The following is a 21,125-nucleotide window of genomic DNA, read 5'->3' as shown; positions in this document are numbered from 1 at the left end:
TCTCCTCCCAGTTGTGAACCACAAAGGTCGCAGGCCGGTTGGTCGGCGGCTTGTGGTCTTCTTCAGTAAACGACGACGCTTCGGATCGACTTGCCCTCATGCATGAGGTCGAACCCCTTGTTGATGTCCTCGAGCTTCAGCAAGTGGGTGATCATCGGGTCGATCTGGATTTTCTTTTCCATGTACCAGTCGACGATCCTGGGCACGTCGGTGCGGCCGCGCGCGCCGCCGAAGGCGGTGCCCATCCAGGTGCGCCCGGTCACCAGCTGGAACGGCCGCGTCGAGATTTCCTGGCCGGCACCGGCGACGCCGATGACGACCGACTTGCCCCAGCCGCGATGCGAGGCTTCCAGCGCCTGGCGCATCACCTTGGTGCTGCCGGTGCAGTCGAAGGTGTAGTCGGCGCCACCGATCTGGTCGGCGCCGCGCTTGGTCATGTTGACGAGGTGAGGCACGACATCGCCGTCGATCTCCTTCGGATTGACGAAATGCGTCATGCCGAACTTCTCGCCCCAGGCCTTCTTGTCGTTGTTCAAATCAACGCCAATGATCATGTCGGCGCCGGCAAGTTTCAGGCCCTGGATGACGTTGAGGCCGATGCCGCCGAGGCCGAAGACGACGGCAGTCGCGCCTTGCTCGACCTTGGCGGTGTTTATGACCGCACCGATGCCGGTGGTGACGCCGCAGCCGATGTAGCAGATCTTGTCGAAGGGGGCGTCGGGATTGACCTTGGCCACCGCGATCTCGGGCAACACGGTGAAGTTGGAGAAGGTCGAGCAGCCCATATAGTGAAAGATCTTGTCCTTGCCGATCGAGAAGCGCGATGAGCCGTCGGGCATCAGGCCTTGCCCCTGCGTGGCGCGGATGGCGGTGCAGAGGTTGGTCTTGCGCGACAGGCAGGACGGGCACTGGCGGCATTCGGGCGTATAGAGCGGGATGACGTGGTCGCCCTTCTTGACCGAGGTGACGCCCTTGCCGACGTCGACGACGACGCCGGCGCCCTCATGGCCGAGGATGGCCGGAAAAAGCCCTTCGGGATCGGCGCCCGACAGCGTGAACTCGTCGGTGTGGCAGATGCCGGTCGCCTTGATCTCAACCAGCACCTCGCCGTCGCGCGGGCCATCGAGGTCGACCTCCATGATCTCCAGCGGCTTTCCGGCGGCGACAGCGACAGCGGCGCGCGTTTTCATCAGGCAATTCCTCCATAGGCGATTTTTGCCCAAGCTTTCAGGTTTTAATGATGCGATCAACTGGAAGCTGGTTCCAGGCTTGGGCCAGTGCGGAGAATTTTATCCCAAATCGATTGAAAGACCGCGATTGACCCGGCCGGCTTGACCACGCCGACACAGGCCATAAAAGGAACGGCCGACCCGAGGGATATTTCGCATGTTCACCAAGATCCTCATCGCCAACCGCGGCGAGATTGCCTGCCGTGTGATCAGGACGGCGCGCAAGATGGGCATCGCCACCGTCGCGGTCTATTCCGATGCCGATCGTGATGCCGTGCATGTCGAGATGGCCGATGAGGCGGTGCATATCGGGCCTTCGCCGGCCGCGCAGAGCTACCTCGTACCGGAGAAGATCATCGCCGCCTGCAAGGAGACGGGAGCGCAGGCCGTGCATCCTGGTTACGGCTTCCTGTCCGAGCGGGCGGCGTTTTGCGAGGCGCTCGAAGCGGAAGGCATCATCTTCATCGGCCCGAAGCCCAAGGCGATCAAGGCGATGGGCGACAAGATCGAATCGAAGAAATTCGCCAACGCCGCCAAGGTTTCCACCGTGCCCGGCTGGCTCGGTGTCATCGAGAATGCCGACCATGCCGAAAAGATCGCCGGCGAGATCGGATATCCCGTGATGATCAAGGCCTCGGCCGGCGGCGGCGGCAAGGGCATGCGCATCGCCTGGAGCCAGGCGGAAGTGCGCGACGGCTTCGACCGGGCGCGCTCGGAAGCCAAGAGCTCGTTCGGCGACGACCGCGTCTTCATCGAGAAATTCGTCGTCGATCCGCGGCATATCGAAATCCAGGTGCTGGCCGACGCGCATGGCAATGCACTCTATCTCGGCGAGCGCGAATGCTCGATCCAGCGCCGCAACCAGAAGGTCGCCGAAGAGGCGCCATCGTCGTTCCTCGACGCCAAGACACGCAAGGCCATGGGCGAGCAGTCGGTTGCGCTGGCGAGGGCCGTCGACTATCAGAGCGCCGGCACGGTGGAGTTCATCGTCGACAAGGACAAGAACTTCTATTTCCTTGAAATGAATACACGATTGCAAGTCGAGCACCCGGTGACGGAGCTCGTCACCGGCATCGACCTGGTCGAACAGATGATCCGCGTTGCCGCCGGCGAAAAGCTCGCCTTGAAGCAAAGCGATATCCAGCTGAACGGCTGGGCCGTGGAAAGCCGGCTCTATGCCGAGGACCCATACCGCAATTTCCTGCCCTCGATCGGCCGGCTGACGCGCTACCGGCCGCCGGAGGAAGGGCAATTCGGCGATATCGTCATCCGCAACGACACCGGCGTCACCGAAGGCTCCGAGATTTCGATGTTCTATGATCCGATGCTCGCCAAGCTGTGCACCTGGGCACCGACGCGCATCGAGGCCATCGATGCCATGTCGGAAGCGCTCGACAGCTTTGTCGTCGACGGCATCGAGCACAACATTCCGTTCCTCGCCGCCCTGATGCAGCATCCGCGCTGGCGGGAAGGGCTGATATCGACCGGTTTCATCGCGGAGGAATATCCCGACGGCTTTGCGCCAATCGTGCCGAACAACGATGAGAAAGCCGTGCTGGCGTCGATTGCGACCGCGGTGGAACTGCTGCGCCGCGACCGGCTCGACCGGCTCGGCGGGCGCCTGGCGCCGCATTCGGGAGCGCTGAAGCGCGACTGGGTGGTGAAGATTGGTGAAGACTATCTGTCGGCGTCCATCCTCGAAGGCATGATCTCTATTCCGATGGAAATCGATCTGTCGATCGAGGGCGGCAAGGCGCTGACCGTCGCCTCAGACTGGCGTCCGGGCGACCTGATCTGGCGCGGCGCGGTCGGCACGCACAAGATCGTCGCTCAGATCAGGCCGGTTGCCAATGGCTTGCGCATCGCCTGGAAAGGCATGTCGGTGACCGCGCGGACCATGTTGCCACGCATCGCCGAACTGGAAAGGCTGATGCCGGAGAAGGTGGGGCCGGATACGTCGAAACTGCTGCTTTGCCCAATGCCCGGCCTTGTCGTGTCGATTGCCGTTGCCGAAGGCCAGGAGGTCAAGGCCGGCGAGACGCTGGCCGTCGTCGAAGCGATGAAGATGGAAAACGTGCTGCGCGCCGAACGCGATCTTGTCGTTGCGAAACTCAACGCCAAGCCAGGCGACAGCTTGGCCGTCGATGCGGTGATCATGGAATTTGCCTGAGATTGTTTGGAAACCTTAAGGCGAGCCGGGCAGGCAGCTGCAAGCCTGTGGTCAGCGGCGGTTTGTGCTGGACTGGTATCGCCCGGTCCCGGACAATACATCTCCATCGACTCAAGTCCTTCGGGCAGCGCGAAAAACCATGGCAGATGACAGACTTCCCCGTGATCCCCTGATGCGCGAAGCCGCGATAGCGGCTGCGCGGCCGGAGGCGCCTGCGCGGCCGTTCGTCCATCTGCGCGTGCATTCGGCCTATTCGCTGCTGGAAGGCGCCTTGCAGATCGGCAAGGTGGTGGCCCATGCGGTCAAGGACGAGGCCCCGGCGATTGCCGTCACCGACACCAACAATCTGTTCGGCGCGCTCGAATTCGCGCAGAAGGCGGTGAAGGACGGGATCCAGCCGATCATCGGCTGCCAGATCGCGGTCGCCTTTTCCGGCGAGAACAGCGATGGCCAGCGCGACCGCAGGCGGCAAGGTCCGGATATGCGGCCGGTCGTCCTGATCGCGGCGACTGAGGTCGGCTACGCCAATCTGGTGAGGTTGGTCAGCCGCGTCTATCTCGAGACGCCGCCAGGCGAGGCGGTGCACCTGACCACCGACATGATGGAGGGCTATTGCGACGGGCTGATCTGCCTCAGCGGCGGGCCGCGCGGCCCGGTCGGCTTTGCGCTCAAGGAAGATCGCCGCGACCTTGCCGAGGCACGGCTCCTGACCCTCAAGGCGATGTTCGGCGACCGGCTCTATGTCGAGCTGGACCGGGTTTCCGGTTATGATCGCGTGATCGAGAAATCTTCGATCGATCTCGCCTATGCCCATGAATTGCCGCTGGTCGCCACCAACGAGGCCTTCTTCTCCGCGCGCGACGACTATGACGCGCATGACGCGCTGATCGCCATCGCCGAGGGCTCGGTCGTCGCCGCAGACAATCGCCGGCGGCTGTCGCCGGACAATTTCCTGCGCAGCCAGGCAGACATGGCCAGGCTGTTCGCCGACCTGCCGGAGGCGATCGACAACACGGTCGAGATCGCGCTACGCTGTTCCTACTATCCCAAGAACCGCAACCCGATCCTGCCGCGCTTCACGGGCGGCGATGTCGCCGACAATGACGCAGCCGTGCAGGCGGAAGCCGACGAACTGGCCCGCCAGGCGCATGAGGGGCTCGACGCGCGGCTGGCCGCGCACGGGCCGACACCAGGCTACACGGTCGAACAATATCGCGAGCGGTTGAATTTCGAGCTTGGCATCATCACCAAGATGAAGTTCCCCGGCTACTTCCTGATCGTCGCCGACTTCATCAAGTGGGCCAAGGCGCAAGGCATCCCGGTCGGGCCGGGCCGCGGATCGGGAGCCGGGTCGCTGGTCGCCTATTCGACGACCATCACCGACATCGATCCCCTGCGCTTCTCCCTGCTGTTCGAGCGCTTCCTCAACCCCGACCGCGTATCGATGCCCGACTTCGACATCGACTTCTGCCAGGATCGCCGCGAGGAGGTGATCCGCTATGTCCAGCAGAAATACGGTCGCGACCAGGTCGGCCAGATCATCACCTTCGGTACGCTGCAGGCGCGCGCCGTGCTGCGCGACGTCGGCCGCGTGCTGCAGATGCCCTACGGCCAGGTCGACAAGCTTTCCAAGATGGTGCCTCAGAACCCGGCCAATCCGGTCAAGCTAGCCGACGCCATCGCCAACGAGCCGCGCTTTGCCGAAGAGGCCGAGCGGGAGCCGATCGTCCAGACGCTGCTCGACATGGCGCAAAAGCTGGAGGGCCTCTACCGCCACGCCTCGACGCACGCCGCCGGCATCGTCATCGGCGACCGGCCGCTGTCGGAACTGGTGCCGATGTACCGCGATCCGCGCTCGGACATGCCGGTCACCCAGTTCAACATGAAATATGTCGAGCAGGCCGGGCTGGTGAAGTTCGACTTCCTCGGCCTCAAGACGCTGACGGTGCTCGAAACGGCAGTCAAGCTGATCCGCCGGCGCGGCATCGAGATCGACCTGGCCACGATCCCGCTCGACGATCCCGAGACCTATGCCATGCTGTCGCGCGGCGAGGTGGTCGGCGTGTTCCAGGTGGAAAGTGCCGGCATGCGCAAGGCGCTGATCGGCATGCGGCCGGACTGCATCGAGGACATCATCGCCCTGGTCGCGCTGTATCGGCCGGGACCGATGGAGAACATCCCGACCTACAACGCCAGAAAGCATGGCGAGGAGGAGATGGCGTCGATCCATCCCAAGATCGACCACCTGGTGAAGGAGACGCAGGGCGTCATCGTCTACCAGGAACAGGTGATGCAGATCGCGCAGGAGCTTGCCGGCTATTCGCTCGGCGAAGCCGATCTGCTGCGCCGCGCCATGGGCAAGAAGATCCGCGCCGAGATGGACAAGCAGCGCGAGCGCTTCGTCTCGGGCGCGGTCGAACGCGGCGTCGGCAAGCCGCAAGCCGACTTCATTTTCGACCTGCTGGCCAAGTTCGCCGACTATGGTTTCAACAAGTCGCACGCCGCCGCCTACGCGGTGGTTTCGTACCAGACTGCCTATCTCAAGGCGCACTATCCGGTCGAGTTCCTCGCGGCATCGATGACGCTCGACATGGGCAACACCGACAAGCTCGCCGATTTCCGCCAGGACGCGCTGCGCCTTGGCATCGAGGTATTGGCTCCGTCGGTGATATCAAGCTTCCGCGCTTTCGAGGTCGGCGAGAACCGTATCTACTATTCGCTGGCCGCGCTGAAAGGTGTCGGCGACGCGGCGGTCGAGCATATCGTTGCCCAGCGCGGCGAAAAGCCATTCAAGAACCTCGCCGATTTCTGCGAAAGGGTCGATCCCAAGATTGTCGGCAAGCGCGTCTTCGAAAGCCTGATCATGGCCGGCGCGCTCGATTGCTTCGGCCACGACCGTGCTGCGATGATGGCGGGCGTCGAACGCATGATGGGGCTGGCATCGCTGGCGCAGCAGAACGCGGTCTCCGGCCAGCACGATATCTTCGGCGCCTCGCTCGGCGCACAGTCGCAGGCGCTCAATCTGCCGGCGACCGATCCATGGCTTGCGGCCGATCGGTTGCACCGCGAATTCCAGGTGGTCGGCTTCTATCTCTCCGCCCATCCGCTCGACGAGTACAAGGCGGCCTTGCAGAAGATGCGGGTGCAAAACTGGGCCGAGTTTTCGGCGGCCGTCAAGCGCGGGGCGGCCGCCGGACGGCTGGCCGGCACGGTCACCTCCAAGCAGGAGCGCAAGACGCGCACCGGCAACAAGATGGGCGTCGTCGCCTTTTCCGATACGTCCGGCCAGTATGAGGCCGTGCTGTTTTCCGAAGGACTGGCGCAGTATCGCGACCTGCTCGAGCCCGGCCGCTCCGTCGTCATCACCGTTGCGGCCGAAGACAGGCCGGAAGGCGTCAATTTGCGCATCAACTCGGTGCAATCGCTGGAGGACGAGGCAAGCCGCATCCAGAAGGCGTTGCGCATTTTCGTACGCAATGCGGCGCCGATCGGCACGCTGGCCGGCCAGCTTTCAGTGAGGGGCGAAGGCCAGGTCAGCTTCGTGCTGATCAAGGAAGATGGCGAGGGGGAGATCGAGATCGAGCTGCCCAATCGCTACCGGATCTCGCCGCAGATCGCCTCGGCGATGCGCGCCGTGCCCGGCGTGGTCGAAGTGGAACTGGTGTGACCTCCGCTCTTGAGGGCCGGCGGCAGGTGTCGCGAACGCCGCCGCGATCGTCATGAAAGCGGGGGAAGACAGCTCAACAATCGCGCAGCTGCGCGACAGGCTGCGCAGGCTCTATCACGGACGCACCCCGGCGGCTTTCCGCTTCCAGGTGGTGGCTGTCGTCATCGACCTCGCCATCATTGCCTTCTTCATCGCGACCCCGGTTCTTCAGGACAAGCCGTCATTCCTCTGGCTCGACTATGCGGTGGCCGCGCTGGTTGCTGCCGACATGGCCGCCCGCCTACTGGCGTCCAACGACATGTTTCGGCTGATGAAGCAGCCGACATCGTGGGTCGATGGCTTCATCCTCTTGACGCTGCTGATGCCGACGGCGCTCGCCAATCTCGGCTTCCTGCGCATTCTGCGGTTGTGGTCACTGTCGCGCAACGGGTCGTTGTGGCGGCATTTCGAGATGCGCGGACTGCGGCCCTGGCGCGAGGCGAGCCAGGCGGTCATCAACCTACTGACCTTCCTGTTCGTCATCACCGGCTTCGTCTACACGTTCTTCTTCCGCACCGGGACGGGGCTCGAAAACTATATCGATGCCCTTTATTTCACTGTCGCCACAGTGACGACCACAGGCTTCGGCGACATCGTCCTGCCGGGCATGGCCGGCAAGTTGACCGCGATCGCCACCATGATCATCGGCATTTCGCTGTTCGTGAGGTTGGCGCAGGCGCTGTTCCGTCCCAGCAAGGTCTTCTTTCCCTGTCCGCAGTGCGGGCTGCAGCGGCACGAGCCCGACGCCGTCCACTGCAAGGCCTGCGGTCATCTCCTCAACATACCCGACGACGGCAATTGACGGGCTGGAGGACCCATCCCGCTGGAGTAAGGATGCTATCCGCTCAGAACTGCGGGCCACCTATCTGGCTGTAGTTGACGCCGCCGAAGCTGATGCCGGTCAGGCCGGGAGCCGCCATCTTGCGCTTGTGACCATCGCGGCAGTCGAACACGGGCCACTCCGTCTGTTTGCAAGGTATCTCGCGGCACATTCGGCTCAGGCAATCGCCCTCGGTGAGCAAGAACAGGCTGTTGCCCAGACGCCGAACCGTGCTTCCGTCGTCGGAACGCCAAGTCCAGGGAATGCGCAGCGAGGAAACGAAATCGCCGACAAGGCCACCGGTCCCGGAATGCGCGCGCAGGCTTGTTCGATAATGCGCCATGGACGCGGAATAGTCGGCCACGATCGTCGGGCCATAGGAGGAAGCCATAGGGCCACCCGACTCGAGAAGGTGCGTTCCCGCTTCGGCTTCCGCCTTGCCGGTGGCTACCAGTGTCGACATCAGTAAAACAGCGACGATCACAAGAGGCATCGTTGCACCATCTCACGCTTGCTCTCTGTTTCCAGGAGCGTCTCATCCCGCCGCCCCAGCTACAAGGCGGCAACGTCGGATCAGGGCACGAAATTCTCGTAGACTCAATCTCCCCCGGACTGGATCAGGGTCTAGGACGCGGCGATCTTCACCGGTTGTGGCGCTTTTCGCTGCAGATTGAGCAGATTGCCCATCAGAATCAGCAGTGCGCCACCGGCGGTGAAGGCGTCGATCTGCTCCTGATAGAGCAGCCAGCCGATCAGCGCCGATAGCGGCACGCGCAGGAAATCCATCGGCGAAATGACGGTGGCGTCGGCATAGGCAAGCGCACGGGCCATGCAGAAATGCGATGACATGCCAGTGAAGGCGATCAGCAGGATCCAGGGCCACAGCTCCAGCGGCGGGTTGCGCCATTCATAGAGCGCCGGCACGAGGCCGAGTGCCGACTGAATGATCAGCATCCAGAAGATGATGCGCACGACGCTATCCGTGCGCGTCAGCGACTTGACCAGCACCAGCGATATGCCGAAACAGACGGCGGCACCGAGCACGACAAGATGACCGGGATCGACGGCGCCGACGCCGGGGCGGACGATGATCACCACGCCGATCAGCCCCAGCACAATCGCTGCAAGTCTGGGTCGGGAGAGCCTTTCGCCAAGAAAAGTCACCGCCAGGATTGCCGTCCAGATCGGTGTGGTGAATTCGATCGAGATCAACACCGCCAGCGGGATCAGCGTCAGCGCGTAGAGCCAGGCCGCCTGGCCGGTATAATGGATGACGTTGCGGGCGATATGGGCGACGGGGCGCTGCGTGCGCATGGCTGCAAAGCCGCCGCTCATCATCACCAGTGGCAGAAGGATGAAAAAGCCGATCACCGAGCGCAGTTCCAACACCTGGAAGACGTTGAGCTCGGCTGTCGTGGCGCGGCCGGCGACCGACATCGCCAGGAACGAGGCGATCGACAGCGCCATCCAGAATGCGGCCTTGGGGATGGAGGGGGTAGGGACCATGCCCGCTATCTCGCAGGCCGGGGCTTTTGCCGCAATCGCTAGAAGCTGCATTCTTCTGGGCCAGTCGCAATGGCTGGATGTTGCAAATCAGTCATGCTGCGGGCGGAACCTGATAACGGCAAGGGGCGTTGAGTCTCGATATTGCCGTGCCTTGCCTTGCGAGCCGTCCTGCCTTTTCGAAATCGATAGGGAGAGCTTCGATGAGATCATTCGCGCAATTCGCGCTTGCTGGCTGTCTGTTGGCTGCGGCTGGCGCGGCACATGCCGACGAAGGGAAATTTCTTCAGTCGTTCCAGGGCAATTTCGCCGGCAAGGGCATCGTCAAGGTCACCACCGAGGCACCGACGGTGAACGTGTCCTGCACGTTCAAGTCCAACGCCACGTCGACCTCGCTGTCGCTGGACGGCAATTGCCGCGGGCTGGTTATGGTGACGCGCGCCATCAGCGCGGACCTGACATCCAGCGGTGCGAAGTACAGCGGCACCTATGTCGGCTCTCGCACAGGGCCGGCAAAGCTCAACGGCAGCCGCTCGGGCAACGCGATCAATCTCGGCATCCGCTGGGCCAAGGCGGTCAACGGTGATCGAAAGGCCCAGATGAAGGTCGAGAAGCGAGGCGAGAACGGCATGCGGTTGACCGTCACCGACACCGACCCGAAAACCGGCAGGAGCGTGGTGACGAGCAGGATCGATCTGCAGCGCACGTGACGAGCGTGCCGATGTTCAGGTGAGGCCGGCCTTCCAACGGTGATATCCTGCGCTTGCGGCGCTCAGGTGCTTTAAGTACGCACCGCTCCGGTTCCCGGCAGCCACCATTCTCGGCGCGGCCTGATGTGAATCTCAACAAACCCAACAAGCAAGGTCAGTCCTCGAGCGGCTCCGGCGGATGGGCGTCGCGGCCCTTGCCGAATGTATAGCCGGTCTCCACCGCTCTGCGGCCGAACTTGTCGCGCAGGGCATCGATGGCGCTTTCAGCCATGGCGCGTTTGCGCGACTGGACGTCTACCAGGTCGGGCGGGTCGGCCTTGTCATCGTCCGAGAGGTCGCTGACGCCGATACCGAGCAGCCGATATTTCGTGCCGTCGGTTTCTTTGCGCAGGAGTTCCACCCCGGTCTGGAAGATGCGATCGGCGAGCCGGGTCGGGTCGCCGAGCTGGCGGTTGCGCGTGCGCAGCTTGAAATCCTGTGTCTTGAGCTTCAGCACCACGGTGCGCCCAGCGATGCCGGATTTCTTCAGCCGTGCCGAGACCTTTTCCGAAAGCCCCCTCAGCACCGCGACAAGCTCTTCGAGCGAAGCAATGTCGGTGTCGAAGGTGGTTTCGGCCGATACGCTCTTGGCATCCTGGTCGGGATCGACGCGGCGGACGTCCTCTCCGCGCGAAAGGCGGTAGAGCCGGTCGCCCATCGTGCCGTAGCGGCGCATCAGGTCGCCACGATCCATCTGCTGCAGCTGGCCGATGGTGCGGATGCCATCGCGTTCCAGCGTGGCGTTGAACGCCTTGCCGACACCCCAGATCATCGTCACCGGCTGGGCTGCCAGGAAGCCGACCGCCTCGGCCTCGCCGATGACCGAGAATCCGCGCGGCTTGCGGAAATCGGACGCTATCTTGGCGAGGAACTTGCAGTAGGACAGGCCGGCTGAAACGGTGATGCCGATCTCCTTCTCGACCGCAAGCGCGAAGCGCGCCAGCACTACTGCCGGAGGCAGGCCGTGGAGACGTTCGGTGCCGGCGAGGTCGAGAAATGCCTCGTCGATCGAGAGCGGCTCGACCAGCGGTGTCAGCGCCTGCATCATGGCGCGCACCTCGCGGCCGACGTGCACGTATTTTTCCATGTTGGGGCTGATGACGACCGCCTCGGGACAGGCTTCGAGCGCCTTGAACATCGGCATTGCCGAGCGCACGCCCTGGATGCGGGCGATGTAGCAGGCGGTGGAGACGACGCCGCGCTTGCCGCCGCCGATGATCAGCGGTTTGTCCTTGAGTGCTGGATTGTCGCGCTTTTCGATCGCCGCGTAGAAGGCGTCGCAATCGATATGGGCCAGATGCAGCCGGTAAAGCTCCGGATGGCGCGCCAGCCGGGGGCTGCCGCAGCGTTCGCAGCGGCGCGTCAGGCTGCGCTGAAACGTCAGGCAGTCGCGGCAAAAACCGTGATCGGGATTGTTGACAGGGGCCGCCATCGCTGCGAACATAAAGAGAACAGAAGCAATGGTACGACAGTGCAAGGCCTGCGACAAGGCTGGCCTGGGGAGAACGCATGAGCACGACCATAGCGCCGCTGGTGCCCGAACTCTGGGCGGATTTCGAGGACCTCTTCGGCAAGCAGGGCGCCTGTTATGGCTGCTGGTGCACGCATTTCCGGCTGGCGCCGGCGATACGGCGTGAGAGCAGCCGGGAACGCAACAAGGACCACATCAAGGCGCGCATCGAAGCCGGTCCGCCGCCAGGCCTGCTGGCATTCGAAGACGGCAAGGCGGTCGGCTGGATGCAGATCGGGCCACGCGCCGACGTGCCCGAATGGAACAATCAGGGCAGGGGGTCGGCACCAGTCGATGCCGCCGACGCCATGGATCCGGCCGTATGGGCGATCTCGTGCTTCTTCATCCGCACCAAGGCGCGCGGCAGAGGCATCACGCATCGCTTGGTCGAAGGCGGTATCGATTTCGCCCGCAGCAACGGAGCCCGGTTGGTCGAGGCCTGCCCGATAGACCTGTCCCGGGATTCGCGTTCGATCGGCCTGTTCGTCGGCTCGTCGCGGGTGTTCGAGAAGGCCGGTTTCGAGCGGCTCGTAGAGCGCAAGGCCGGCCGGCCGCTGATGCGGCTTGTGCTATAATCAGTTTTGCACCTTGGCGGCGTTGTATCTCACCTTGCGGTTGTGGCGGTAATTTCATACCAGACGAACGAGGCGTTCCTTCCAAGACGCGTTGCACGGAAACGGATTCAGTCGACGCGCTTTGGGCTTTTGTTTTATGCATGTCGTTGTCCCAAACCGCTGTGCGCTTTTGGGCACTATTAGGTCAAACGGAGAATTCGTGTGAACCGTGCCCTGCCATTCGTTTTTCTTCTTGCGTTGAGCGCGCCTGCTTTCGGCCAGACCGTCGACAGTCTGGGTGCGAAGCAATTGTCCGAAGACCTGGCCCGCTATGTCGGCAAACAGGCGCTCGACAAAGGCATTCTGAAGGTGTCGCTGGAAGGCGATGCCTACAAGATCTTGTTTGATTTCAAGGCGCTTGCCGGATCACTGCCCGATCAAAAGCTGCTGAAAGTCGACGTTGCGCCCTATGCCTTGATGGTCAAACCGCGCAGCGACGGATCCTGGGATGTCTCGATGGATTTTTCGCAGAGCGCCTCTTTCGAGTTCAACGGGCCCGAGGGTCTGCAAAGCACGCAGTTTTCGATCAAGGACGGCAAGGGTTCCGGCGTCTACGACCCCAATCTTGCGGCCTTCACCAGCGGCAGCAGCTCGATGGCCGGTATGACGATGGCATCGAAGGATGCCAAACAGCATATGGAAGCGAGCACCGGCGCCGGCACAGCAACGATCACCGCGACCAAGTCCGCGACCGGGGGTGTCGATTTCACAACATCGCAAAAGGTGTCTGATTTCGTCGAAACGATCAATTTCGACGATCCTGAAAGCGGACTGAAATTCCCCGTCAACGTCAAATCGCCGGAGCTGTCGGTCGAGGCCAGCGGCAAGGGAGTGCGGACAAAGCCGCTGCTCGATCTCCTGGCGTTTGCCGTGGCCAATGAAGACGAGACGACGCTGAAGGCAAACCAGGCGCAACTCAAATCGCTTCTGCTCGCCGCCTTGCCGGTTTGGGAGCATGTCGAGGGAACCTATGGCTTCAAGGATTTCACGGTGGAAAGCCCGGTCGGCAATTTCGGCGCGACGCAGCTCAGCACTGCGTTCGGGTCCGACGGCGTCGCCCAGAACGGCAAGATTACCTATGCCATCAAGGCGTCGGGGCTGACCGTGCCGCAACAGCTTCTGCCGAGCTGGAGCGTTGCGCTGTTGCCCACCGATGTCGACCTGAACTTCGGCGGCGCCAATATCGATCTCGACAGCATGGCGAAGAAGGCGATCGAAGCCTTTGATCTCAATCAGAATCCGCCGCTGCCGGCTGATTTGGGCGATCAGCTCAAAGCCGACTTCATGGCCAAGACGCCGAAGGTCGTTATCGGCCACAGCACCGTGAAGAACAAGGATACCGAGATCGCCCTGGAAGGCGAAATGACCTTCCCCGACGAGAAGCCGGAGGCAAGCTTGACAGTCGACGTCACCGGCTTCGACAAGCTCGTCGAGGGCCTGCAGACGGCGGCAAAGTCGGAGCCGGAGGTGGCGCAGTACGTACCCGCCGCTCTCATGGTGAAGGGTTTTGGCAAAACGCTGCCAGATGGACGCATCGAATGGGTCGTCAACGCCAAGGCCGACGGTTCAGTCATGGTCAACGGCGTCATGGTCAAGCCGGCCGATCCGGCCGTGGACGACAGTGTCGATGACAGCGGCGACGACAGTGGGGACGACAGCGGCGGGGCAGGGGCGAAACTGAACCCCTGAGGGCCACGCCTTTAAAGACGCACTTCCGGACGGAAAGCCGTTTCACACTTTTCCTGGAATTGCGTTAGAACCCCAGCGCGTTCGCAATCTTCGGCGCGGCTTCGTGCCAGTCCTGGACGACGATGATGTCGTCCGGCACCGGCGGCAGGAATGCGCGCAGCGAATTGTCGGCCATCAGATGGAACAGGCCGGCATCGGCGACGGATGCCCGCACCGATGCCAGATTGTGCGGCTGATCGTCGACGAAAACCACCGGCCGGCCGGTCTTGCCGCGAAGCCTGGCCACTGCCGGTCCCTTGGCCATTTCAGTGGTCAGGAGCGGGTAGCTCAGCCCGAGTGCATCGAGATGGGCGCGACGCGCGGCGCGGTGCTTGTGCGGCATGGCCGTCAGCAGAATGATCTCGGCGCGATCGCCCAATCCCGTCAGGGCATCCGCGGCACCGTCGGTGATCCTCTGCCAGTCGGCTTGGGCGTCAAAGAAATCGCCCAGAAGTGCTGTGACTTCTGGCTGTTCGATCAGGCGGCCGCTCGCCGTCTCGGCGATGTTGCCGGTCAGCCGGAACGAGGCCAGCGTCAGGCCGAAACCACGCGCCTTGAGGAAATGCGGGAAAGGGCGGATGAATTCGAGCACCACGTCGTCGACATCGAGCACCAGCAGCGGGCGGCTGTCCGCCGCCAGTTCCTCGATCTGGCGCGCTGTTTCGGGATCATCGCTCATATGGAATGCTCATGGTTGTCGTCGCCCAGCGGCAGCGCCCGCAAGGCCTTGCCGACAGCTGCCGGCGGCGTGCCGGTTTCCTGGGCAAAGCGCATCAGCGTCGGCTCGTGGGCGAGAATGAACTGCAGGACGCCAGCCAGGAATCCTGGTTCGCCGGCAGCCTTGCGGATCGAATGCGCCTCGATGCCGGTGATTGCCAGAAAGCGCGGCAACAGCTCCGGATCGGAGGCGACGAAGCCCAGAGCCTTCACTGCAATCGATTCCGCTTCCTCGCGCATTGACGCTGCGTTTGCCATCACTACCTTCGGTGTGTGGAATGAGTCTCTCCCGCAGTAATGGCAAGAGATGCTTGCGGCAAGCCATTAGAGCGGCGCCCGAGGTGGAATCCAGACAGCTTTTTGCGCCACGGATTTCCGTTTCGTCAATGATATTGCCGTAGAGTGACGCAGGGTTTGGTGCGTCTTTCAGATGGACGCATGACGGCTGCCTTCGAGCGGAAGGACGGCCGGGACGGGATATCGATGCCGAAGAAGGTCATGATCGTCGAGGACAATGAGCTCAATATGAAGCTCTTTCGGGACCTCATCGAAGCAAGCGGTTACGAGACCGTGCGCACCCGCAACGGCCTGGAAGCGCTCGATCTGGCGCGCAAGCACCGGCCGGATCTCATCCTGATGGACATCCAGTTGCCTGAAGTGTCGGGGCTGGAGGTGACCAAATGGCTGAAGGAGGATGACGAGTTGCACGTCATCCCGGTCATCGCGGTGACCGCCTTCGCGATGAAAGGCGACGAGGAACGCATCCGCCAGGGTGGCTGCGAAGCCTATATCTCCAAGCCGATCTCGGTGCCGCGTTTCATCGAAACCATCAAATCCTATCTGGGCGATGCGTGATGCGCCCTTCCAGCCAAGCCGGAGCCTTGTGACATGACTGCACGGATCCTCGTCGTCGACGACATCCCTGCCAATGTGCGGCTGCTGGAGGTCCGGCTGCTGGCCGAATATTTCGAGGTGTTGACCGCCACCAACGGGCCGGACGCCATCGAGACCTGCGAGAATGGCAAGGTCGATGTCGTGCTGCTCGACGTGATGATGCCCGACATGGACGGGTTCGAAGTCTGCCGACGGCTGAAGAGCGACCCGGCGACGTCGCACATTCCGGTGGTGATGATCACCGCGCTCGACCAGGTTTCCGACCGCGTGCGCGGGCTCGAAGCTGGCGCCGATGATTTCCTGACCAAACCGGTCAACGACCTGCAACTGATGACGCGCGTCAAGAGCCTGGTCCGGCTGAAGTCGCTGACCGACGAGTTGCGGCTGCGCGCCTCGACGACGCGCAACATTGGTATCGAAGAATTGCTGAGCCGCAATTTCGCCTCCGAGGACACGACGCCGAAAGTGCTTTTGATCGACGAGCGCAAATCCTCGGTCGAGCGCATCCAGAAGATGCTGCGCGATCGTGCCGACCTCGACGTCACCAGCGATCCGCATGCCGGCTTCTTCCAGGCCGCCGAGACGCCCTACGAATGCGTGATGATCTCAACGGCCTTTGCGGATTTCGATCCGCTCCGGCTCTGTTCGCAGTTGCGCTCGCTCGACCGCACCCGTTTCGTTCCGATCATCCTACTGGCGGAGGCGGGCGAGGACGAGCGCATCATTCGTGGCCTGGAGCTCGGCATCAACGACTATCTGATACGGCCGATCGACCAGCAAGAACTGACAGCGCGGCTGCGCACCCAGGTGCGCCGCAAGCGCTACAACGACCAGCTGCGCGCCAGCGTCACCCAAACCATCGAAATGGCGGTGACCGACGGGCTGACCGGACTGCACAACCGCCGCTACCTCGACAGCCATCTGCAGACGCTGTTCGATCGCGCCGTGGCGCGGCGGCGGCCGCTGTCGGTGATGATCACCGACCTCGATCGTTTCAAGTCGATCAACGACGCGCACGGCCATGACGGCGGCGACGATGTGTTGCGGGAATTCGCGCGACGGCTGCGCAAGAATGTCCGGGGCATCGACCTTGCCTGCCGCTTTGGTGGCGAGGAGTTCGTCGTGGTCATGCCGGACACTGACGGCACGGTGGCCGAAAGGGTGGCCGAACGCATTCGCGCCGAAATTGCCCAGGCGCCTTTTGCCATCGGCCCGGACGGCAAGACGACCGAAGTCACCGTCAGTGTCGGCGTGTCGTCGGTGCTGAAGGGGGTGGACACGGTGGCGGCGCTGATGAAACGTGCCGACCTCGCTCTCTACGAAGCCAAGAGCGGCGGCCGCAACCGTGTCGTCGCCAAGGCGGCGTAACCCGCAAAGGCCCGATTTTCCAGTCAAGCCGATAGGGTTACCCGTTTACCTTAATCCAAGCGATTCGCGAGCCTTGGTTAAGAAATGGTTGATTTTCATAAGCTCTTGCGCAAGTGTGCAGGCCAAGACGAAGCCGGCACGAGGGTAGACAGCCGGCTCGATCCCTAGAAATACCCCATGATGCTCAGGTCCGCCGCATCTCCTGGGTCCGTGGGGTCGGCCGGCCGGCGCTGGCGCATAGTGGCCTCCTCGTACCGCTGCCAAACGCCGACCGGCCCCCTTCTCCAAACAGAACATCGGAGCTCCGTGCCAAGGCATGGATGACTCTGCTTTTTGCGTGTGAAAAATCCGGATCCCGTTCTCTTGGGTCAGCGGTGATAGCCATATGGCGCGCACTGTCATTGCGCGAGAGGCTGTGTTCGTGGCCGGCATCTGAAGGGAGGAGTACCCTCTCCAATTCATACATATGGCGCACAAGGGGCTTGCGGCAAGACCCGACTCCTCCCGTAAAACCGTCGGCCTAACCCAAGGGTACGGAACGGAGAGTGCGATAATGGCTGTAATGACCGATCATGCGGTGGTGATCGCCGGAGGCGGCCCGACAGGATTGATGCTGGCAGCTGAACTCGCGCTGGCGGGTGTCGACGTTGCCATTGTCGAGCGGCGTCCCAACCAGGAGCTTGTTGGCTTGCGTGCGGGCGGCCTGCATGCACGCACGATCGAGGTTCTGGATCAGCGTGGGATCGCCGACCGGTTTTTGTCGCAAGGACAACGCTTTCAGGTCGTGGGCTTCCACATGATCCGGCTGGACATCAGCGACTTTCCAACGCGGCACAACTGCCTGCTCGGGCTGCGTCAAAACCACATTGAACGCATATTGGCCGGTTGGGTCGACGAGTTGAAAGTGCCGATCTATAGCGGGCAGGAGGTCACGGCGTTGGCGCAAGACGACAGCGGGGTCATCATCGAGTTGGCCGATGGCCAACGTATGAAGACACATTATCTGGTGGGCTGTGACGGAGGGCGAAGCCTCATCCGAAAAGCAGCCGGCATCGAATTCGCCGGATGGGATCCGACGATGAGCTGGATGATCGCCGAAGTCGAGATGTCTGAGGAGCCGCCATTGGGCTTCCGGAACACGGACTCCGGTATCCACGCTTTGGGCAAAACCGGAGAGGGTGGGACAGTCGGCGTCGTGCTGACAGAACCGCGACTGGAGACTGGTGGAGAACCCACGCTTCGCGATCTCAGCGAGGCGCTGGTTGCCATCTATGGGACCGACTATGGAGTCCACAGTCCGACTTGGCTCTCACGATTTACCGACATGACGCGGCAAGCCGCGACCTATCGTGACAGACGCGTCCTGCTGGCGGGCGATGCCGCGCACATCCATCCCCCGATGGGCGGGCAGGGTCTCAACATCGGCGTGCAGGATGCAGTCAACCTCGGCTGGAAGCTGGCGCTGGTGGTCAAGCGGATCTCACCTGAGAGCCTCCTCGATACCTACCAGGCTGAGCGCCACCCGGTCGCCGCCCGTGTCTTGCAGAACACGATGGCTCAGGTTGCGCTTCGGCGTATGGACGACCGCGGCAAGGCGATGGGCGACATCGTTGCCGAACTGCTCGGGATGGACGAACCGCGCAGACGAATGGCCGGCGAGATGTCCGGTCTGGGCGTTCACTACAATCTCGGCGAGGGCCATCCTCTTCTCGGCCGGCGGATGCCCGACCTCGACCTGCTCACTGCCAACGGCCAGCTAAGAGTCTTTGCCCTGCTGCACCATGCCCGGCCGGTCATGCTGAACTTCGGTCAGCCAGGCGGCTTCGACATCACACCGTGGGGGGAACGGGTCCAGCAGATCGACGCCACATATTCCGGTCCGTGGGAGCTTCCGATGCTTGGTCCCGTTGCCGCTCCGACCGCGGTGTTGATCCGGCCCGACGGCTATGTGGCCTGGGTAGGGGACGGAACCCGTCTTGGGCTTGCCGAGGCGCTGACAGCCTGGTTCGGACCGCCTGCCGTGGCGCCCCAGCCACAATAAAGTAGGCGCCACCTCCCGAAATACCTCCTGAATTCATCGCGTCGCCGCTTGTGGCGGCGCGGACTGCTGACAACCGATTGACAGGAGCTTCTATCCATGCAGAAATTGGTTGGACCATTGGACCACTTGGAGAGAGCGTGGACCAGAACAGCCTGCCACCCATTCAGACGACGGCGCGCGATGACGCCGTGCTGAAGGCGTTGGTTGGGTTTGTTCGCGCCGAAGCCTTGCAGCCCGGCGAGCGACTTCCGACAGAGCGTATTCTGGCCGAACGGCTGAAGGTCAGCCGCAACACGGTGCGTGAGGCGCTGACGCGCTGGGAAGGGCTCGGTCTGGTCGAGCGCCGGCAGGGCAGCGGAACCTACCTCAAGGCGGCCGTTTCACCCGGCATGCTGCATATGCCGCTGACGCTGGCGGGGGGCAACGATTTCACCAGCCTGATGCAGACGCTGGAAATCCGCCGCGCGCTGGAAGCGGAGGCCGCCGCACTCTGTGCCGAGCGTGCAAGCCAGACCGACATTGCCGAGATCGCGCGCAAGCTCGACATCATGGAGCAGGCGTTTCGCACGCGCGACGGCATGTCGTCGGAAGAGGACTGGGAGTTCCACCAGGCGATCTACCGGGTCTCCGGCAATCCGCTGTTCGAGCAGATCATCGCCGCCATGCACGAGTTGTTCCATCGCTTTTGGGAGCATCCGCTCGGCGTGCGCGACTTCGGCCATGCCAGCTTTCCCTATCACCGCACCATCTACGAATGCATCGCCGCGCGTGACCCGCAAGGCGCCCGCGCCGAGGCGCTCAAGCTGATCGCCACCGTCGAGGACGATCTGAAGCGCGGTGCGGCCAAACTCAAACTTTCGAGCCAGACATGAACGAGCAGCCATCCGGTTTCGACCACGATTATCTCGCCGAGGCGGCAACGCTGTTGGCGCATGACGAGCCGTTCCCCGGCGGCGCGGTGGTGCCGCCGATCTATCAGACCTCGCTGTTCACGTTCGCCAACTATGCCGAGATGGCCGACACCTTCGCCGGCAAACGAAAGCAGCCGATCTACTCACGCGGCGACAATCCGACGGTGATGGAGTTCGAGGCGCGTGTGGCCGCGCTCGAGGGTGCTGAGGCCGCGCGCGGCTTTTCCAGCGGCATGGCCGCGATCAGCGCCACCGTGCTTGCCTTTGTTGGCGCAGGCGAGCGCATCGTGGCGGTGCGCAATTGCTACGGCGATGCCTACCGGCTGTTCGAGCGGCTCTTGCCGCGTCTCAACATCAAGGTCGACTACGTCGATGGCTCCGACCCTGACGCGGTCGCCGCGGCACTTCCCGGCGCCAAGCTGCTCTACCTGGAAAGCCCGACCTCGATGATGTTCGAGCTCCAGGACGTCGCGCATCTGACGCGGTTGGCCAAGGAGCAGGGCATCATCACCAGCATCGACAATTCCTGGGCCACGCCGGTGTTCCAGAAGCCGATCACGCACGGCGTCGACCTGGTGCTGCACTCGGCCTCGAAATATCTCGGTGGCCACAGCGACACCGTGGCCGGCGTCGTGGCCGGATCTGCCGCCCATATCAAGCATATCAACGAGCAGACCTACTCCTATCTCGGGGGCAAGCTGTCGCCGTTCGAGGCCTGGCTGCTCCTGCGCGGCTTGCGCACGCTGCCGCTGCGCCTGCCGCACCACATGAAAAGCGGTCTGACCCTCGCCGAGCGGCTGAAGGCGCATGCCAATGTCGAGCGCGTCAACCATCCTGCCTATTCGAACCATCCCGGCAAGGCGACGCTGGCCGGCTATGCCGGGCTGTTCTCCTTCGAGGTGACGGACGATATCGACATCCCCGTCTTCGTCGACGCGCTCAACTATTTCCGCATCGGCGTCAGCTGGGGCGGGCATGAGAGCCTGGTCGTGCCTGCCAAGGCGTCGCTCGAGCAGACGCCGGGCCTGAATTCGATGGCGCGCTTCGGCGTCAGCCCCCGAACCATCCGCTTCAATGTCGGATTGGAGAGTGTCGAAGACCTGTGGGCGGATGTCGCCCAAGCCTTCGAAAAAGCCAGAAAATAACAAGCGGGTTCAAAATGGGA

The 21,125-nt window shown here is 62.8% G+C and carries 17 protein-coding genes; 11 read left to right on the top strand and 6 right to left on the bottom strand.

The genetic code is table 11. The features are described 5' to 3' along the window. Window positions 1-62: 62 nt before the first annotated feature. Entirely contained in the window at window positions 63-1,190 is a 1,128-nt protein-coding gene (locus tag AC1DYW_RS19895) for an S-(hydroxymethyl)glutathione dehydrogenase/class III alcohol dehydrogenase (RefSeq protein ID WP_477227352.1), read from the bottom strand. A 196-nt stretch (window positions 1,191-1,386) separates the two neighbouring features. On the opposite strand from AC1DYW_RS19895, the gene AC1DYW_RS19890 reads away from it, so the two are divergent. The 3 genes from AC1DYW_RS19890 to AC1DYW_RS19880 all read left to right on the top strand — a co-directional run bounded on the left by AC1DYW_RS19890 (window position 1,387) and on the right by AC1DYW_RS19880 (window position 7,907). After that, entirely contained in the window at window positions 1,387-3,399 is a 2,013-nt protein-coding gene (locus tag AC1DYW_RS19890) for an acetyl-CoA carboxylase biotin carboxylase subunit (RefSeq protein WP_477227351.1), read from the top strand. 172 nt (window positions 3,400-3,571) lie between these two features. Continuing rightward, the gene (gene dnaE / locus AC1DYW_RS19885) at window positions 3,572-7,066 is read left to right on the top strand and encodes a DNA polymerase III subunit alpha (RefSeq protein ID WP_477227546.1); all 3,495 of its coding nucleotides are present in this window, start codon (window positions 3,572-3,574) and stop codon (window positions 7,064-7,066) included. A 52-nt stretch (window positions 7,067-7,118) separates the two neighbouring features. Then, window positions 7,119-7,907 (top strand): potassium channel family protein, encoded by a 789-nt coding sequence (locus AC1DYW_RS19880; protein WP_477227350.1) that lies wholly within the window; start codon window positions 7,119-7,121, stop codon window positions 7,905-7,907. A 43-nt stretch (window positions 7,908-7,950) separates the two neighbouring features. Here the strand turns inward: AC1DYW_RS19880 and AC1DYW_RS19875 are convergent, their stop codons facing one another. Next, window positions 7,951-8,409 carry a hypothetical protein gene (locus AC1DYW_RS19875; RefSeq protein WP_457153417.1) on the bottom strand — a complete coding sequence of 153 codons (459 nt, stop codon included), beginning with the start codon at window positions 8,407-8,409 and terminating at the stop codon, window positions 7,951-7,953. A 140-nt stretch (window positions 8,410-8,549) separates the two neighbouring features. Further along, the gene (locus tag AC1DYW_RS19870; RefSeq protein WP_095088135.1) at window positions 8,550-9,431 is read right to left on the bottom strand and encodes a DMT family transporter; all 882 of its coding nucleotides are present in this window, start codon (window positions 9,429-9,431) and stop codon (window positions 8,550-8,552) included. A gap of 200 nt (window positions 9,432-9,631) precedes the next feature. On the opposite strand from AC1DYW_RS19870, the gene AC1DYW_RS19865 reads away from it, so the two are divergent. Next, window positions 9,632-10,138, top strand: a complete 507-nt coding sequence (locus AC1DYW_RS19865; RefSeq protein ID WP_477227349.1) for a hypothetical protein — start codon at window positions 9,632-9,634, stop codon at window positions 10,136-10,138. 154 nt (window positions 10,139-10,292) lie between these two features. Here the strand turns inward: AC1DYW_RS19865 and AC1DYW_RS19860 are convergent, their stop codons facing one another. Beyond that, entirely contained in the window at window positions 10,293-11,621 is a 1,329-nt protein-coding gene (locus AC1DYW_RS19860; RefSeq protein ID WP_477227348.1) for a DNA polymerase IV, read from the bottom strand. A gap of 65 nt (window positions 11,622-11,686) precedes the next feature. On the opposite strand from AC1DYW_RS19860, the gene AC1DYW_RS19855 reads away from it, so the two are divergent. Then, the gene (locus AC1DYW_RS19855) at window positions 11,687-12,262 is read left to right on the top strand and encodes a GNAT family N-acetyltransferase (protein WP_477227347.1); all 576 of its coding nucleotides are present in this window, start codon (window positions 11,687-11,689) and stop codon (window positions 12,260-12,262) included. A gap of 201 nt (window positions 12,263-12,463) precedes the next feature. Further along, window positions 12,464-13,990: a hypothetical protein gene (locus AC1DYW_RS19850; protein ID WP_477227346.1), complete on the top strand. Its 1,527-nt coding sequence runs from the start codon at window positions 12,464-12,466 to the stop codon at window positions 13,988-13,990. A gap of 64 nt (window positions 13,991-14,054) precedes the next feature. Here AC1DYW_RS19850 and AC1DYW_RS19845 read toward each other — a convergent pair whose 3' ends face one another. Next, complete coding sequence (locus tag AC1DYW_RS19845; RefSeq protein WP_477227345.1) at window positions 14,055-14,708, bottom strand: hypothetical protein; 654 nt, start codon at window positions 14,706-14,708, stop codon at window positions 14,055-14,057. Further along, window positions 14,705-15,004 (bottom strand): DUF3572 domain-containing protein, encoded by a 300-nt coding sequence (locus tag AC1DYW_RS19840; RefSeq protein ID WP_477227344.1) that lies wholly within the window; start codon window positions 15,002-15,004, stop codon window positions 14,705-14,707. Before AC1DYW_RS19840 ends, AC1DYW_RS19845 begins: the two co-directional genes overlap by 4 nt. A 225-nt stretch (window positions 15,005-15,229) precedes the next feature. Here AC1DYW_RS19840 and AC1DYW_RS19835 point away from each other — a divergent pair, with 225 nt between their 5' ends. The 5 genes from AC1DYW_RS19835 to AC1DYW_RS19815 all read left to right on the top strand — a co-directional run bounded on the left by AC1DYW_RS19835 (window position 15,230) and on the right by AC1DYW_RS19815 (window position 21,105). Further along, on the top strand, window positions 15,230-15,601 hold the full coding sequence (locus tag AC1DYW_RS19835; protein WP_095088146.1) for a response regulator: 372 nt from the start codon (window positions 15,230-15,232) through the stop codon (window positions 15,599-15,601). A 33-nt stretch (window positions 15,602-15,634) separates the two neighbouring features. Further along, window positions 15,635-17,008: a PleD family two-component system response regulator gene (locus tag AC1DYW_RS19830; protein WP_477227343.1), complete on the top strand. Its 1,374-nt coding sequence runs from the start codon at window positions 15,635-15,637 to the stop codon at window positions 17,006-17,008. A gap of 562 nt (window positions 17,009-17,570) precedes the next feature. After that, entirely contained in the window at window positions 17,571-19,049 is a 1,479-nt protein-coding gene (locus AC1DYW_RS19825) for an FAD-dependent monooxygenase (protein WP_477227545.1), read from the top strand. Between the two features lie 137 nt (window positions 19,050-19,186). After that, window positions 19,187-19,921 carry a FadR/GntR family transcriptional regulator gene (locus tag AC1DYW_RS19820; RefSeq protein WP_457153576.1) on the top strand — a complete coding sequence of 245 codons (735 nt, stop codon included), beginning with the start codon at window positions 19,187-19,189 and terminating at the stop codon, window positions 19,919-19,921. Next, window positions 19,918-21,105, top strand: a complete 1,188-nt coding sequence (locus AC1DYW_RS19815; protein ID WP_477227342.1) for a PLP-dependent transferase — start codon at window positions 19,918-19,920, stop codon at window positions 21,103-21,105. The genes AC1DYW_RS19820 and AC1DYW_RS19815 overlap by 4 nt, the downstream gene beginning before the upstream one ends. Window positions 21,106-21,125: the final 20 nt, after the last annotated feature.

The sequence above is a fragment of the Mesorhizobium sp. P2_D5 genome (genome assembly GCF_056404355.1).
Note: the sequence above shows the minus strand (reverse complement) of the source record. Positions and strands in the feature narration are given on the sequence as shown.